This is a genomic window from Streptomyces sp. bgisy027 (assembly GCF_057710365.1).
Genome location: NZ_JBYIVZ010000078.1, coordinates 24,356 through 40,550, shown reverse-complemented (window position 1 = coordinate 40,550; position 16,195 = coordinate 24,356). Strand labels below are relative to the sequence as shown.

The 16,195-nt window shown below is 63.8% G+C and carries 14 protein-coding genes and 1 pseudogene; 3 read left to right on the top strand and 12 right to left on the bottom strand.

The features are described from left to right. The 8 genes and pseudogenes from AC3ETA_RS44725 to AC3ETA_RS44690 form a co-directional block, all read right to left on the bottom strand. Window positions 1-329, bottom strand: a pseudogene (locus AC3ETA_RS44725) (hypothetical protein); the annotation flags it as partial. A gap of 262 nt (window positions 330-591) precedes the next feature. After that, window positions 592-1,989, bottom strand: coding sequence for a tyrosine-type recombinase/integrase (locus tag AC3ETA_RS44720; protein ID WP_432198622.1), 1,398 nt, complete (start codon window positions 1,987-1,989; stop codon window positions 592-594). After that, window positions 1,983-2,189, bottom strand: coding sequence for a helix-turn-helix transcriptional regulator (locus AC3ETA_RS44715; RefSeq protein WP_432198621.1), 207 nt, complete (start codon window positions 2,187-2,189; stop codon window positions 1,983-1,985). Before AC3ETA_RS44715 ends, AC3ETA_RS44720 begins: the two co-directional genes overlap by 7 nt. After that, window positions 2,186-3,658, bottom strand: a complete 1,473-nt coding sequence (locus tag AC3ETA_RS44710) for a replication initiator (RefSeq protein ID WP_432198620.1) — start codon at window positions 3,656-3,658, stop codon at window positions 2,186-2,188. Before AC3ETA_RS44710 ends, AC3ETA_RS44715 begins: the two co-directional genes overlap by 4 nt. A 175-nt stretch (window positions 3,659-3,833) precedes the next feature. Beyond that, on the bottom strand, window positions 3,834-4,556 hold the full coding sequence (locus AC3ETA_RS44705; RefSeq protein WP_432198619.1) for a DUF2637 domain-containing protein: 723 nt from the start codon (window positions 4,554-4,556) through the stop codon (window positions 3,834-3,836). A 48-nt stretch (window positions 4,557-4,604) separates the two neighbouring features. Beyond that, window positions 4,605-5,984, bottom strand: a complete 1,380-nt coding sequence (locus AC3ETA_RS44700; protein WP_432198618.1) for an FtsK/SpoIIIE domain-containing protein — start codon at window positions 5,982-5,984, stop codon at window positions 4,605-4,607. Beyond that, the gene (locus tag AC3ETA_RS44695) at window positions 5,981-6,193 is read right to left on the bottom strand and encodes a hypothetical protein (protein ID WP_432198617.1); all 213 of its coding nucleotides are present in this window, start codon (window positions 6,191-6,193) and stop codon (window positions 5,981-5,983) included. Before AC3ETA_RS44695 ends, AC3ETA_RS44700 begins: the two co-directional genes overlap by 4 nt. Continuing rightward, the gene (locus AC3ETA_RS44690) at window positions 6,190-6,549 is read right to left on the bottom strand and encodes a hypothetical protein (RefSeq protein ID WP_432198616.1); all 360 of its coding nucleotides are present in this window, start codon (window positions 6,547-6,549) and stop codon (window positions 6,190-6,192) included. Before AC3ETA_RS44690 ends, AC3ETA_RS44695 begins: the two co-directional genes overlap by 4 nt. Window positions 6,550-6,719: 170 nt before the next feature. Here AC3ETA_RS44690 and AC3ETA_RS44685 point away from each other — a divergent pair, with 170 nt between their 5' ends. After that, on the top strand, window positions 6,720-7,202 hold the full coding sequence (locus AC3ETA_RS44685) for a GntR family transcriptional regulator (RefSeq protein ID WP_432198615.1): 483 nt from the start codon (window positions 6,720-6,722) through the stop codon (window positions 7,200-7,202). Between the two features lie 1,713 nt (window positions 7,203-8,915). Here the strand turns inward: AC3ETA_RS44685 and AC3ETA_RS44680 are convergent. The 3 genes from AC3ETA_RS44680 to AC3ETA_RS44670 form a co-directional block, all read right to left on the bottom strand. Then, complete coding sequence (locus AC3ETA_RS44680; RefSeq protein ID WP_432198614.1) at window positions 8,916-9,752, bottom strand: protein kinase family protein; 837 nt, start codon at window positions 9,750-9,752, stop codon at window positions 8,916-8,918. A 68-nt stretch (window positions 9,753-9,820) separates the two neighbouring features. After that, window positions 9,821-10,264 (bottom strand): glycine-rich domain-containing protein, encoded by a 444-nt coding sequence (locus tag AC3ETA_RS44675; protein ID WP_432198613.1) that lies wholly within the window; start codon window positions 10,262-10,264, stop codon window positions 9,821-9,823. 251 nt (window positions 10,265-10,515) lie between these two features. Beyond that, window positions 10,516-10,758 (bottom strand): hypothetical protein, encoded by a 243-nt coding sequence (locus tag AC3ETA_RS44670; RefSeq protein WP_432198626.1) that lies wholly within the window; start codon window positions 10,756-10,758, stop codon window positions 10,516-10,518. Between the two features lie 107 nt (window positions 10,759-10,865). Between AC3ETA_RS44670 and AC3ETA_RS44665 the strand changes: the two genes are divergently transcribed. Further along, the gene (locus tag AC3ETA_RS44665; RefSeq protein ID WP_432198612.1) at window positions 10,866-11,609 is read left to right on the top strand and encodes a DUF5919 domain-containing protein; all 744 of its coding nucleotides are present in this window, start codon (window positions 10,866-10,868) and stop codon (window positions 11,607-11,609) included. Window positions 11,610-11,611: 2 nt separating this feature from the next. Further along, a complete protein-coding gene (locus tag AC3ETA_RS44660) occupies window positions 11,612-12,082 on the top strand; it encodes an NUDIX domain-containing protein (RefSeq protein WP_432198611.1) in 471 nt (156 codons plus the stop codon). A gap of 375 nt (window positions 12,083-12,457) precedes the next feature. Here the strand turns inward: AC3ETA_RS44660 and AC3ETA_RS44655 are convergent, their stop codons facing one another. Further along, window positions 12,458-15,805, bottom strand: a complete 3,348-nt coding sequence (locus AC3ETA_RS44655) for a dsDNA nuclease domain-containing protein (RefSeq protein WP_432198610.1) — start codon at window positions 15,803-15,805, stop codon at window positions 12,458-12,460. Window positions 15,806-16,195: the final 390 nt, after the last annotated feature.

The following is a 16,195-nucleotide window of genomic DNA, read 5'->3' as shown; positions in this document are numbered from 1 at the left end:
ACCCCTTGCGCGACCGTGGCTCCACCGCACGTCACGTCGGTCAGGTTCACCCAGCCCGGGTGCGCCGCGTTGAGGTCCTGCTTCAGCATCGCCTCCCAGTTGAACCCGGAACGGCCACACCCGTCGCTGTCAGCGGGAGCGTCCCACGGCGGGACCATCACATCCGCGCTGTAGGAGTCTCCCAGCGCCACCCACTTCAGTGGCTCTGCTGCCCGGCCACGCTCGGCGCGCTCCGGGATCGCGGTGGCCGATCCGGCACTCACCGCACCGGCCAGCAGCAGGGCCGTCGAGGCGAGGGCCACCAGTCGACCCATGGACATCGGACGCATCCAAGTCTCCTCTCACTCAACGTAGTTGCTTGACTACGTTCCGAAGGTAGGGTGAGCGTGAGGTCGATCGATGGGGTGCACCGTCCAAACCACCTGGCCTGATGGCGCTGAGGCTCTGGCCGCGGTGAGTGCGCCGGGTGGCCACCCCTAGCGGCGCGATCCGGCCGTCCGCGAGTTCATCCGCCGAATCTGCAAGGAACTCGGCGTCGCCGCGTGACGGCCTCCTACAACTAGGTAGGGCACCCCTCAACGCGAGGACTGCTCAGTCGTCGTGCTCCGCCGCATCAAGAGCACGTTGGATCTGTTCGTTTGAGCGCTGCTGGCTCCGATGGATCGCTTTGGCATAGAAGCGAAACAGGACCGCGATGCTGTGGCCAGCCCGCCGCGCGACCTCAGCCGGGGAGACTCCGGACTCAAGCCAGAGTGAGACGCCTGCGTGACGTAGGGAGTACGGCACGTCAGCCAAAGGGGAAGCTGATTCGGATTCGGTCAGCACTGAGAGCCGAGCCGCTTTCCAAGCCTCGCCGTACTCCTTGGACAGCAGGCCGCCGCCCTGTGCCGCGCGGAACAGCCGGCCGTCTTCAGCGGTACCGAACTCATTGATGTGCTCGCGGACCAGGCGCACGAGGACGGGGGGAATCGGCACAGGTCGAGTCGCCTTGCGGGCCCGCTTCTTCAGGCCGCGTGTATCGAACGACTCGCCTGTGTCGGTCCACCCTGAGCCGACGCGGGGCGTGCTCGTCGAGAGCAACACTTCTCCCCAGCCCTCTTCGGGCAGGGCGAAGTCCTCTTGCCGGAGATGCGCAGCCTCCCCAGGGCGGTTGGCCGCGTAGTAGAGACAACCGAAGAACGCCATCAGGTGCCGTCCGCGCACCCCCCGCTCGCCAACAGCGTCGATCAACGCTTTCGCCATCTTCGGTCCGGGTACGAACCGGAAGTCGATCTCGTCGTCAGTCTCGGGCGGGGCCCAGTCGACCTTGTTGAGGGGCAGCGCCGTCAGCAACTCTCGTTCCACTGCGTACCGGAGACAGTTGCTGAAGACCGTCCGCTTGCGGTTCACCGTGTTCTCGGCCGCGGTCGTGCCGTCCTGCTTCAGCTTCAGCGCGTCGAGCGCTGTACGCACCACCGAGGGTGTGTTGAGGGCGGTCACGTCCACGGACTTCCGGCTGATCCAGTCCAGCGCGGCCACGATGTCGGCGGGCGGCTCTGCAACGTCGAGACGAGGCTTCAACGTCCCGTCCTCACCGACGACGAACCGGTAGACCCACGAGTAGAGCGCGATGCGGAGCACCTTCGCAGCCGGGGCCCCGCGGTTGTCCTTGACCAGCTTCGGGGTAATAGTGGCCAGCGTGTCCGCGATGCTCGCGCGGTGTTTGGCTGAAGCGCCAGGCCATTTCATTGCCGCGTAAGCGCGGGTGTGGGCGTACCAGGTAGTGGAGTTGAGCGCCTGTACCTCCGAGGCGGGCAGGCCGGTTTCCGTGTCGAACTGCTCGCGGTTGCGTAGCGCGGTCAGCAGCTCCGAGCGGCGACCGTCGGCCTGGGCCTTGATCTTGTAGCTCTTGGAAAAGGGTCGGGGGCCGACTCGCCAGCGGAGCTGATAAGCCGCCACGCGGTTGGGGCGCTTGCGGATGCCCCAGATATGCACGTCGTAGGTCAGCACGCTTCCTGCACCTCACAGGAGTCCAACCAAGCGTCGAGGTCGGCCCGACGTATGCGGATCTGACCGTTAGGGAGCTTCAGGTGCCTGGGAGCCTGGCCCCGAGCGCGCATGCGGTAGAAGGCTGCGCGGGACACCCCGATCTCAGCCAGCGCATCGACCAGCTTCAGTGTCTGCCTGTCGGCCTTGGTCGGAGGGGTCACAGCCAGGGCTCTCCTTCGGACTTGACGCGTTCGGCTTCATCGCGTGCTTGGGCTATGTCGTGGCGGACCTGGGCGGCGAGGAGTTCCTCGCCGGGGCGGTAGCCGCTGCTGAGGTAGGCCCACGAGGAGGCGGTGACGAGGGTGGCACTCTCAGCGGTGATGGAGAGGCCGGCGCGGGTGCGAGCGGCTTCGGCCTGGGCAAGGCGCCAGGCGCGTCGTACATCACGGAGTGCGCCCAGGGTGGTGGAGTAGGCGCGGGACTTGGTGGAAAAGTGGCCGCGGAATCCGAGCATGTGAGCCCATTTCCAGAGCTTGAGATGGGCGAACTCCGGCAGGTGGCCGAGGTCCCAGGCGGTGCGGATCATCTGCCGTACGTGCTGCTGGGTCGGCAGGGCATTGATGGGTTCGGCTTGTCCGGTGCCGTCGCACTCGGCGCAACGGTCGTGGAAGCCGTCCGGGCCGCGTAGGTAGCCACGGCCGATGCAGGGGCGGCACATCAGAGTGCGGTCTACGGTGCCCGCGCCTTCGGCGTTCTTCGTGGCGTACTTGGCGACGTATCCGGCGACCTTGGCGTCGGTGAGTTCGCCGTCACCCAGGGCGGTGATGGGGTCCACCTTGAACCGGCCGCCCCAGGCGATGACGCGTTCACCGATGGCGTCGGACTCGACGGTGAGCTGAGCACGCTTGACCGCCAGGCCCACGGCGACGCGCAGGGCATCGAAGGTGGCCCAGGGCGGCGGCGGGGTGGTGTGGCCGTCGGGGCCGTCGAAGCGGATCACGGCGTGGAAGTGGACCAGGCCGCGCTTCTGGTACTCGGCGACCTTGGCGAAGGAGACGCGCAGGGCCGAGTTCAGTGCGTTCTGGGTCATACCGAAGTGCTGGGCCAGGGCGCGGCGCAGGTAGGTGGTGAAGCGCGCCCACAGCTGTCCGGCGTGTGCGTTCCAGAGCACGGCACCCGCGTAGTCGTACGTGGCCGGGTCCAGCGGCGTACTCAGAGCCGGGGCGTCGTCGGCGTGCTGGGCGCCGCAGCGGCAGCGGTGGGGCTTGCCTGCGCTGTCGGTGCTGCGGTGGACGGGGCCGAACGACGGGGCGGTGAGGGTGACGAAAGCGCGGGGGTGTTCGCGAACGGCTTCGTCGACGTTCTTGCCGCCAGACAGCCCGGCCTTGATGAGGTGGTAGGTGTCGGCTGCGTAGACACGGGAGCAGGCCGGGCAGCGGGAGGCACGGCGGTTGCCGCAGCTGGTCAGCAGGCGCCCGGAAGGCTCATCCTCGGAACGATAGGAGCGGACTACCTCCTTGGTGACCTGGTCGGTGGTGATCGTCCAGCCGTGGAGGTTGACGGGGCTGGTGCAGCCGCGCAGGTCACGGACCTGTTCGGTGATGCGGTCGAAGTTGTGAGTGTTGGCTAACTCGATCAGATCCCGCAGGCCCGGGCTGATCACGTGGTGCAGGTTCAGATGGCGGCGCATGAGTGGCGGGATGTCCTTTCTCGCTTAAGGGTGGGCAATGCGGGCAGCGCGCTCGCAACCTCACCTGCGGGCAGCAGCTACACCTGTCGCCTGGTGCTGCTGCCCGCAGGCATGACGAGCCGGGCCCAGGGGGCGAGGGGTGGGGTACTGGGAAGTCCGGCGGGGAAGCGAGGCTCTACAGGGCTGCGTGGAGGGCTGTGGCCATGGGCAGGCCGATGCCGAGCCGCTTCTTGAGCTGGGTCGCCGTGATGGGTTCGCCATGCTCCGCGCAGTGTGATGCGGCGATGGAACGCGCTTCGGTCAGAAGTGGCTCAGGCAGCTTGACTGCAGACGCAGCGAGGGCTGGGGCGGTGGGCGAAGCGACCGGGGCTTCCGGGGGTGCTTGCGGGGTGACTGGTGCGGTAGGGGTCGAGCCCCGTTCTGGGCCCGCGGGGGCCGGGGTGGGCTCTTGGACCGCTCTCGTCTCGGCAGTGCTTGCTGCGGCGGCTGCACGGGGCGCGACTTCGTTGAACGAGCGCAGGAGTTGCGGGCCGACTGCTCCCCAGCCAAGGAGCAGCAGAGGCGCTACGGCATCTATGGCGGCGCGGCCGTAGTGCCCAGCGACGACGGGTTCGGCGATGTTGAGGGCCAGGGTCAGCAGCCCGGAGAAGTGCATGAGGCGCGTGGCTGCTTTCATCTGCTCGGGCGGAACGCCGCGCAGAGACAGGTAGCGCAGGCCGACCAGGAGGCCGACCACGGACAGGTCAACCATCGGAGCGATCAGGGGCGCGATCGGGGCGGGGACGCCCAGCCGCAGGGCCAGCGCCCAGACGTTGCCGAAGGAGAAGACGAAGGCCAGCGCAGCGATGATGCCCATGACCACGGTCACCGTGCGCTGAGTGATCCGGTCCTCAGACATAGGGGTTCACCTCCTCTCCTGAATTGCGCCGGTCGGTGGCCAGGGCTGTCAGGGCATAGGTGCCGCAACGCCGGCGGGGAGGAAGCCGGCAGGATCAACGGTCAAGTGCCTGGTGGCGTAGGCGACCTCGGCTGCGTCCGCGTCCGGGACATACGGCGTGCGGATCCGGGTGAAGCCCGGCTGGGACTGGTGATTCATCGAGGCGACACCGACATAGGTCGGGTCTTGAAGATTGATCGGATTGGCGTCCGGCCAGTCCCGGATCTCTTCACCCAGGGCCGCGACGGCCGCTTCAGCGGTCTTCTGCGCGAAGCTCAGGCCCACCGGGCACACGTCGCGGATGAACGTCGGGATCGCATCGCCAGTGCTCTTCTGCGTGGCGAGGATGGCGAGCATGCCCACTGAGCGACCCTTCTTGACCAGGTCCTCCACCAGCCGGGCGTTCTCGGCGGCGAGGGCGGCGAGCTTCTTCGTTTTGGCATCGCTGCCTTTGTGGTCGCGGAAGTAGGTGTGTGCCTCGTCGATGATCAGTACGACCAGCGGCCACTTCTCAGAGGGGCCCACGTCCCACATGGACTTCACCCCGAGCATGGTGCGCACCAGGGCCGAGCGGGCGCGCCGCATGTCCACCAGCCGCTTGAACAGCCGGTTCGCTTCTTCCAGGTCATCGCCGACGAAGGCGAACATGCGCTGTACCCAGTCGGCGTAGTCACCCTCGTACGCGGCCGACACCTTGCCGTCGGCGCAGGCGAACTGGACCCAAGGCGCGGGCGCCCAGTCCGACAACAGGCGGTTGATCAGCGACGTCTTGCCGTATCCGGGCAGGCCGGCCACGGTCACGCCGGGCACCTGTGCGAGATCCACGGACACCGGCTGTGCGTACTCGTCCAGACCTAGATGCCACCGGGCCGCCTTCTCCGGTATCTGGCCCGTGGGGCGATGCTCGCTCCGGAATTTCAGCGGGTCCAGGCGCACGCCACGGATGACGACGTGGCCGGGCTTGTCCTGGGTGACAGCGACCCGCGTGCACTTCCACGCGTCCGCCAGATGCGGGGCAGCCTTCTGATACTGCTCCAGGCCGACCCCGGGCAGGCAGCCCGCTCGCGCGATCACCCCATACATGTCGTGGGTGACCTTCAGAGCAGGCACCAGGACACGTGGTTTGGCGGGCTTGCCGTCGGTGTTCGCCAGCGAGGCCAGCGCGGTTGGTGTCTTGTCCGTGACCGACAACTTCAACATTGGCGCGAGCCGCTTCCAGGCCCACCGCACACGTACCGCCTGCCAGATGGACTGCCGGGTCATGACATCAGCCCGCAGATAGCAGACCGCCCACCACATCGACCAGCTCACCAGCACAGCCAGTGCAACGCCGACCACCAGGAGGCCGAAGCCGAAGGCTCCGCCTGTCGGGTCCTTGAAGTCCTTCATTTGCTGCGCTCCTGAGAGCTGTAGAGGAAGGCCGTGAGGGCCGATTTGAGCCCCGCCGAGTCCTTTAAGGAGGCGAGGCGGGGAGAGCCGTAGCCGACGAGTACGCCCGCCACCGAGTCGATGAGCGATTCGGTGAACCGGGCATCCGGCCCGGCTTGAGCGAGCGGGTAGCCGCGCTCAGAGCCGAACCGGAATCCCGCGCTGCTCACGCCGCGTCAGTGGCCGGGGCCGAGCCGCCGACCAGGTCCACGCGGTCAGCGCGGTAGGCGACGCCATCCGAAAGAGAGCCATTGAAGATCCGCGCCCACGGAGTGGCGAACAACTCCACTGGCATCACCGGCACACCCGGCTTGAGCCCGTTGGGCAGGCCCGTCTCCGGAACGGTGATCTTCAGCGCCTCGGCACGGTCCTCCTCCATGAAGAAGAGGGTGAGCGTGTAGAGCTTCGCGTTCGTCTCGCGGTCCACGGCGAACTGGGTCTTCTCGGCGTCCGCGTACTTCGGTACCGGCAGGGTGCCGACCATGAACGATGCGGACGGCAGCAGGCCAACACGGATACGAGCCATGGGAGTTGTGTCCTTTCGATCAGATGCCGCCGGAAGCGGCGACGCGACACCTATAGAACGTGAGTGACCTAGCACAGTCAAGTCAATGTGGTGAGCTAGGTGTCAGCTGACACAGTTCAGCTATGTCAGTGGGGTGTGCTAGGGGAGCTAGGAATCGCTAGCCTTGGGCCATGACACCCGCGCCAGAGAAGAAGCCCGACCGCCGGCCGCCGTATCAGCACGCCGCCGACGAGCTCCGGCGCGAGATCAAGCAAGGCCGCTTCAAGCCGGGCGAACAGATGCCGTCCGTCCGTGAGCTGCAAGACCGCTTCGGCGTTGCCAACATGACGGCCAGGAGCGCCCTGAACGTACTGAGGGACGAAGGGCTGATCTACACCATCCACGGCCGGGGCAGCTTCGTCGCCGACATCAGCGACGGCGCGAGCGAGTTCTCCGCCGAGTACACCGCACCAGCCTGGTACCTCGCCAAGAAGAGCGACGGGGAGCAGGAACAGGGGGGCGGGGAGGGGGAGCCCGACGACACGGCCGCCGGGTCCTCTCTCGCTGAGCTGCTCACCGGGTTGCGCGACGAGATCAGAGAGCTCAGTGCCGAGCATCAGGAATTGCGTCGCGAGGTCGAGGCCCTGAAGAAGGCCCAGCAGTCGCAGTCCTGATCTGGGCGACCTCTTGCTGCATCTGCCTCGTCTCACGGCCGAGTCTCGCCACCATCGCAGTCATCTCTCGAACCAACTTGGCTGCCTCGGCTGCCTCGGCTGTCTCCCGGCTGCGAATGCTGACCAGTTCACCTTCCGAATCACCTGTCTGCTCGGTCATATCTCCCCGTCCGCTGCCCTGTCGTTGTTGCGTTCAGCCAACCGCCGAGGGCTTGCCCGAAGGCCTGCCCAGGGGTTGCCCACCGCCGGATCGCGGCTTGCCTGTAGTGCCGGGCAAGTCGTCATCGCGGTTGTTGAGCCAGGTCTACCGGCTGGAGTGGGCATGTAGGACAGGGGCGGCACTCCGTTCCCGCAGGGCGCGCAAAACCGCTGCCTCGACATCTCCTGCGTCCCGGTGCGCGGGAATTCGCGTCGCCGTGCACTCACGTCACTCTTCCTTCCAGCCGCCGGCCAGGCGCATCGATGCTCTGAGGAGCCGACGGTTTGGCTAACCGGCGATGTGCCGCTGTGTTGCGCCGCCCGATCCACCGCGGATCGCTTGCCGGGGTGGTGAAGTCCGCCCCTGTGCGACCGTCGCTTCCCTGATCCACTTCTCTTCTCTCTGTCGGTCAGGTGTCCCAGCCTTCGCTTGTTACAGGTGTCGCCCGACCCGGCGGTGTGACAGCCGCCGAGCAGAACTTCAGCTCACCACCGACCCCCGACCACACCCCCGACCACGTGACCCCGACCAAGGTCACGAAGGCGTAACGAGAACCCCGACCATGGCTGGTAAGGGCTCGATCGAGAGCATCACGGAACGGTCACGAGGCCCGACCAGGCCGCCACGGGCATCCTGCAATCCCCCGCCTGTGGATAAGATCCGCCGATGCCCAGAACAAATAGGCATGAACTCCTGCCTATGGGCCTGTATCAGGCTAGAAACGGTAAGTAGATGAGAACGACGTAGGGAGCGCACGGCTGCGCTCTCGGCCAAGAGTTCAGCGCAGCGGGGCTGTTCAGAGTTTCTTTACTGGATCAAGAGTTCAGCGCAGCGGGGCTGTTCAGAGTTTCTTTACTGGATCAAGGCGGCCCGCCTACGGCGGTCCGCGCGCTGGCGGCCACGGGCCGCCGCCGCTCCTGTCTCCCGCCCCGCTGCGGCAGCCCCCACCCGCTCAGCGCGCAGTATCGCCAAGGCGGACAGTCGGACCAGGAAGCAATCCGATCGCTCCGAGCACCAGGACCAAGCCGACGCCTACCAAGTGCGAGCACACCCCCCAACCGCCGACCGCTCAAAGCCGCATGGCCCACAGAGCCACAGTCCGAGCCCAGCTGATTGCCCGCGTTGGAAACGCCCAGGCCGGATCGAGGCGCGGTCCGTGACGCATGGAAGAAGCGTGGCTGAGGCCGGCGCGGGGTTGCTGGAAACACACGTGACGGGGCCTCAGCCGTCGCACTCGCCGCCGTGGCTGACTTTCGGTGGCCCAGGTCAGAACTGGGCCACCATTGGCCGAACCGCAACAGTCATCCCCTTTGACTCGACAACAGGAAGCCGGGCTCGTTGCAGCCGCACCCACGTTCGAGCACGCCAACTGCCCCGGTACCATCGGCACCGGGGTCCTGATCAGGATTCCGCGACCGGACCACCCCGACTTGCTGTCCAGGCTGAGGGGTGGTCCGGTCTTTGTTGTTGGGTTCAGCCGCACGAGCGACGCGAGATGAACCGGGGTTTCGGGATCAGCCCAGGGCCGCACCCACCTCGTAGATGGTGGGCCGATCTTCGGGATCATGGCTGAGCATCGCGTCGATCAGCTTGCCCAGTTCACCGGCCGCCTTAATTGGCCGCCGCCGACCGTTCGCAACGGCCTCCCTCTGCACTGGACGTGGAGCATCGTCCGGATACTCGACCGCCCGCCAGCCTGTCGCTGAGATCAGCAAGGAAGCGCCGAGAGCATAGACATCGGCTTCCTGCGTCGGTTCGGCCTCTCCTGTGTCGAGCACGCTGCGGGAGATCTCCGGTGCCTCGTAGTGGACGAGGCAGCCGCGGAACGGGAAGTCGTATCCGTCGGGCACACGTCCGCCTCGGGCAAGGGCAAGGTCGATGAGGTACGTCCGCTCCGGCCCAACGATGAAGTGGGCGGGCTGTACATCACCGTGTGCCCAACCCTGGGAGTGGAGTTCGGCCAGCGCATCGACGCAGCCCAGTGCCACGCTGACGTGCGCTTCGACGGAGGAGTCCGGCCTGCGGCAGGGCTCCCACAGTTGGTACAGGTCCGGCCCCTCACGCCACGGTTGGAAGTTCCACGTCCCGTGGTCCCACTCGCCGTACGCGTAGTCAGCGAAGCCGAGGTGGTACAGCACGGCACCTTCACGGGCGGGTGCGAGCGCAGTCCAGGGCTGGCCAGGCCAGTCGGCCGTAGCCTCGATCGGATAGCCGACCTTCACGGCATGGTGGCCCCGAGGGCCCTCCACCTCCCAGACCATGGAGCCCCGACGATTGAGGACCAGGCTCTGAGCCGTGGGCATGAGCGCGTCGAGCACCACCATCGGCAGTTCAGGGGTTGAGCCGGGCAACTCGCTTCTCCTTCCGGGCGAACGCGGCCGACCACGCGTCGAGGCCGGCCGCGTCGCTGATGTCGTGGCTACGCCTGTCCGTACGGTCGGCCACAGTCCGAGTCGCACTGAGCGAGGTTCGAGCCGTCCACGATCCACAGGTCATCGAAGACCATGAACCCGGCCGCCTTCATGGCACGCACAGAGGCGGCCACCAACTCCGGATCACGGCCTCCCTCGCCCGGCTTCGGGTTGTGGTGCAGGAAGCGGCCCGCGTGCTGCTCACACAGCTCCGCGTACTCCTTCGTGTGCAGGATGAGCGCATGAAGGCCGAGGTCCACGTCGTCCGACGGGACCGTGGGGACGGTGGCGGTGGCTGCGGTGACCACGAAGGCAACCGCCTGGTCCGCGATCCGTTCGGCCCGCTCGGGCGACTGCCCGTTGTGGACGACCACGAAGTGGGCGAGGCTCTCGAACAACTCCTCACCAACCACCGCGCGACCGGTCCTCTGATCGTTCACCGTTGCCGTCATGCGAATACTCCTTGTGTGTGGCGGTGCGTGGCACTTGCCCCCCCCGCATCGGTCGCTGAGCCGTGGCTCATGGACGACCAGGACGCGGGCTTGGATGGCCGCCCCGAACGGGGAAGGGGGGAACCGGGGAATGGCACCCGTCCGGGGTGGCCCGTCTACTGGCCCATGGCGAGCGCCATGCCGATCACCAGGGCGCATGACCCGCTGATCAAGACGATGAACAGGACTCCCGCGTACCGGCCGAGGGCGCATCACAGACCGTCCCGACTGTTGCCGTTCCTGATGGCCAGGCGTGCGCTCAGTTCCTCCCGCGCACTCGGCGGCTCCACGTTGTCCGGCATGGCGTCCCACTCCTTGCCACCGCCGATCGGCCTTATCTGCACACGGCCGCCGAGCTTGCCCATAACGACGCCGACACGTCCCTTGGCGGTGTCCTTCGCCAGTTCACCGATACCTGGTCTGGTCTGCTGGTTGCTCGCCATGTGCACGAGCATCCTGCTGCTCATGGGGACGTCGGAACCTCCGACAAACACCACTTCAGGACGTCCCGCGTCGGGTAGAACGTCCCTAGTGCCGTCCCCGAATGTTGGGAGAGATTGGGATGCCGAACGAGAGGCTACGTGCTGCCATGGCGGCCGGCGGCTGGACGTACGCGGACCTTGCGGACAAGGTCGAAGTCGATCCCAAGTCCGTTGAACGATGGGTCAATTTGGGGCGTACGCCGCGCCGTGCCACGGCCATGTTGGCAGCGGAAACGCTAGGAGAAGACGTGCACGCTCTATGGCCCGCGCTCCGGCAGGCACGACCTGCCCGCGCCGTCAGCCCGGAACTTGTGGCTCTCTACGACCAGCGGGCGGACATCCCCGTCTCCACCTTCGTGGACATGCTGACCCAAGCCCGCAGGCACATCGACGTGTTGGTGTATGCCGCCGTCTTCCTGCACGAGGCGTACCCGCGGCTCAATGACCTGCTGCGAGAGCGAGCTGCCGACGGGTGCGCGGTTCGTATCGCGATCGGCGATCCGGCCAGCGTGAATGTCCAACAGCGCGGCACGGAAGAGAGGTTCGGCCACGGCATCGAGTCCCGGTGCCGACTCGCCCTCATGCACTATCGCCCCCTTGCCGGGGTACCTGGCATCGAGGTGCGGACCCACGCCACCACGCTCTACAACTCGATCTACCGTGCGGATGACCAGGCTCTGGTCAACGCCCATGTCTGGGGCGTGAACGCCTACGGTGCTCCCGTGTGGCATCTTCGGCGTAACGGAGAAGGCGGCATATTCGACACCTACGCCAGCAGCTTCGAAGCTGTGTGGGAGACCGCGACACCGGTAAGGGAAGAGTGACTATGGCACGGACCGAGTACTACGACGACCCGGCGGCACCTGAGCCGAACAGCTTGGTGGTCGCCGCGTCTGCCGTGGTTACCGACGCCGAAGGGCGCATTCTCCTTCAGCGCCGACAGGATAACGATCTGTGGGCGCTCCCTGGCGGCGGCATGGAGATGACCGACTCACTCCCGGGAACGGCCGTTCGCGAAGTGAAGGAGGAAACGGGTCTGGACGTAGAGATCACCGGGCTCGTGGGCACGTACACCGACCCTCGCCACGTCATCGCCTACTCGGACGGTGAGGTTCGCCGACAGTTCAACGTCTGCTTCACCGCCCGCATGGTCGGCGGCCGACTCGCGATCTCGGACGAGTCCACGGAGCTGCGGTTCGTCCAGCCGAAGGAGATCGATCAACTGCCGATGCACCACACACAGCGGCTCCGGATCCGTCACTTCCTGGAGCACCATGAGCGGCCCTATCTAGGCTGACCTCTTAAATTTGGAGTGACGGCAACCCTGAGGTAACGACGGCACGCAGAGGCCGTTGATTACAACCAAGACTGGTCAGCCGGAGGAAGGCCGAGCGTCCTGACAACACGCTTCCAACTGTGGGGTGTGGTGCTGGGCCCCGTCCGGGGCGTTCATTTGCGTTCATAGGGCGGCTGGCCGTCGGTTGACGGTTCGGGATCCCGGTTGAACGGTCGTGGACGGGTCTGAGTGAGACGGAAACTGGGACGGTAAATTGGGCGCGTCCTTAGCGAGCAGAAGCGACTCCCGGAGCGTCCAGCCAATTAGTTCGAAGGATATCGTGCGAAGTGCGACCATCTAATGGTTTGCCGAACGAACGCGCTCTACAGTCGAAATCTACCCATTCTGACCTAACCGGCGAATGATTGCACGCGCTGCCCGCGCCTCGGACGGAATCATAGAAATGATCTCTTCGTCTATCAGGATCTCTGGGTGGCCGGCCGGGTAGCGTTCGCGGTCTATTTGTAGAGCCTGGTGTGCAGCTGTAAGTGCACGTTCTTCATCGCCCATCAATGCATACGTCTCCGCCAGGTTTATGAGCACTGCTGAAAGGCCGATGTCACTAGGCTGTGTCTTGATGCGTTTTGCTGCCTCACATAGGTCCTTCTCGGCAAGCGATAGGCGAGCATCGCCCGGGACGGAGAGGGCCGCTTGGAGCCTGCCACGATAAGAGAGGTACTTGGTGTATAGCGAGCTCTCTTGCTGATTGGCTGACACCAGACGGTCGCCAGCCTCTGCTATAAGTGGCTCAGCAGCCTTCGTGTTCAACTCGTCCAAGTAGGAATCGGCTAGGTCGAGGATTCCTTCCAGGTATCGTGCGCTATGCTTGCTACCTCTCCCCATGACCTCGACAAGAGTCCTCTGATGTTTCACGCGCTCATGCGAGTCGCGGAAATGGAGAGCCAGAGCTGCAGCGTCACCATGGATTGCCGCAGAAAAGGGGCTCGATTCATCATCGAAATTCTCATCTTTTAGCTTTTCCATGCCCCATGTATTGACTTGAGCCGCTTCGTCGACCCTGTTTAGCAGGAAGAGAATGCTGAATCTTACATGCGCTGCGAGAATTTGGGTTCCCACGGCGACCGAAGAGTATTCAGAACTGGGTGAGCAAAGGTCCAGGTGAGGAAGCATGCTTTCTGCAAGATTACGATCTTCAGCAAGGCACGCCATCCTGCCGAGATCCGTATAGGCCATAAGTTTCGCCTTCGGGTCGCCAGGATACTGGTCCAGCACCATTGCAAGGTTGCCTTTTGCCGAACGGATCGCTGCCGCCATGTCTCCATTCATGGCCAATGCGATGGCGAGCGTCTGAGTAATCTTGAAGAAATGGGCGGGGCGGATAAAACCGAGTGGTATTAGCCTGTACGCAGTGTCTCGTATCTCGCTTGCAAGTGGTACAGCTTCCACTGCATCGCCCAGTGTCAATAGCTCATCACACAGTGCCACAGCGGTAAAGAGAACCGCAGGACCGGTGAACCCTTCAGATAGGGCATGCTGGGTAGCCGACTTTGCATGGCCCATGTAACGATGCATGGCAACTGAGGCAGTTGATCGTTCCATCGGCAGCATATTGGTCACCAAGCTGATAGCAGCCTCTATCCAGGGTGCCTTTTCGGTTTGACTTTCCCGAACAACAAGCTGGACCAAAGGGTGAACGAGAATATGGTCGTGATCGATCGAGACGAGGGCGTAACGCCCTAGTGTGGCTATAGCGGCATCACGTTGGAGGTCGTCCTCCAGTGCGCATCGAGACTCCCAACCTATATCGCTCGCGATAGCACCACCCCAATTGGGAAGTTTCGTCTTCTGCCAAGGAAATCTTTTTGTCTTGAGCTTTTCGTCTCCGTTCGTCAGCCAGGGACGCATTGGTTCATCGGACAAAAGTGAGATTGGAATGGGCTCTGCTCCTAGGAAAGACACAATCCTTAGGAGTTGGCCCGCTAGAGGGTTCGCGGTATCTACGGCGTCCAGTGCCAGCAGGATCGACTTCGTCAATGTCTTCGGATACTGGGCGGCCTCGCCGCGATCAAGCATGTCAAGCGAGCGGGCGCGCAAACGTTCTATGTACTCTGAGACAGAGATTCTTGAGCTATTGCAGTAGTTGACGGCCTGATTGAATGCCAACGGGTGACCAGCAAGATGCGAGACGAGGGCATCGACGCTATTGGCCAGTTCAGGGCGAAGCGACTTAGCAATGAAGGAATGTGCTTCCTCGTCAGACCAGGATGTCAACTCCAGATGCTCGAACCCGTCATCTATGTGATGAACAGTGCTCGTGATCAGTATACGAGTCAGTGATTGCCTTGGGATGATTCCATGAATGGCGTCCGGACTTGTGACTCCGTCGACTATTAGCAAAATAGCCGAAGATTCTGCGAGGCTGAGCATCGTTACATTGCGAACCGTACTTACATCAGCGCCAGCGTGGTCAGTGATCCCATCAATTAGGGACAGAGATTCAAGGAGGCTGGCCCTACTACTTCCATCAACGATCAACGTGCGAAGGTCATTTGCTTCCTGTGCTGCGAACTGTGTAGCCAAGGACGTCTTACCTATGCCCGCTAGTCCGTGGAGCACGACTGGAGAGACTCGGCTAACCTCCTTGAGACGTAGTAGCCTTTTGAGTTCTTGGAGCTCCTTTGAGCGTCCAGTAAATAGAGGATCGCTTGCTCGGCCACGACGGGGGCTTTGCAAGGTGCTGGCAGCTCGCTGATCGCATTCAAAAAGGATGACATGCCGCAAGTAATTGCTGGACAGATATCGTTCCTCTTGAGTCAGGCTTGCGCGTCTTGACAGCCCCTCCCGTATGGTGGGAAGTGGTTTTCGGTTATTCGATTTGCGAGCATCGGGGAGTTCGGTCCCTGCCTGCCTAATCGCTTCAATTAGTGCGCTGTAGCTGAAGTTTGCGAAACTTGGATTCCTCCCGCTATTCCTTAGGAACTCTGCCGTCTTCTGTACTCCTACGGCTGTTATTTCATTACGCCTTGGGAGCGGGTGAAGTGGAAGCGTCAGAGCTTTTAGAAACTCGCAACTTTCAGCGATTCTTGCATCAATCAAGCGGGCAAGTTTTGCTAGGAGATCCGGTTCAGCTTGACTTTGCTTAGTTGCGGCTAGCCAGAGTTCATGGGCAGTTCCACTAAATCCGGCGTTAGTGCAGAATGCGACTGTACAATTCTTTCCCGAAGCAACCCACGTGTCATACAAGTCTTTTAGGACGCTATCTTTACGTAGGGCTGACCAGCTCCAGTTGACATCACCGGATCGGTTGGGCTCTCGGTGCTTGACTGAAACCAGCTCTGGAACGCCAGAGCGGGGCAACAAAATAACGTCGGTGGAGTGCTCGACAAGAATGCCCTCTAGGTCATCAGACAAATGATCCAATACGAGCACTGCTGCACACTCATCTTGATATTCGAATCGAGCCCTTGTCTGGGGCGCGGTGTTCTTGGCGTCAGGTGGAAGCGTTCGAAGGGTTTTCGGCACAGAGTCCCGACCCACCCATGGCGTTCTTCCCCGGTCAGTCACTCTACGTATTTTAGTGGCGCAGTGCGTTGACGGACAGGGCGTGAGGTCCGTTGAGTCGACCGCCCCTGCTACGACGTACAGCTTCACCGACGTCAAGCGGCTGCAAGCTGTGCCTGCGGCACGGGCGTCGGCGCTCCCAAGAAGGGCCGATGCGTGCATGGGTCCCCGTGCAGACCGTGCACTCGCGCTGGGACCGAGGCTGGCGCGCTCTTACCCGCTCCGCCCCAGATGGACGTCGCGAAGGAGGAGGGGCACCGGCGCGACCGAAGAGAATGATCTTGAAAACGGACATTCAGAGCTGACGGCAACGACGGCACACAGCGACCGTTGATCACGACCACCAGCGATCAGCCGGGAGGAAAGCGGAGCCCCCACCCAACGCCCCGCCCGATCCTACGGATCAGAAGATTGACCTACTCTCAGCAGGTGCGGGCACAGCATCAGACTTCCCCACGCCTGGCTCGGAGTGGTCATCAGGTGTTGAGCGAGGCGACGGGGCCGGCGGACGAAAGCAGGGATCAGTGGACCCTGTGTGGACCACGCACCCCG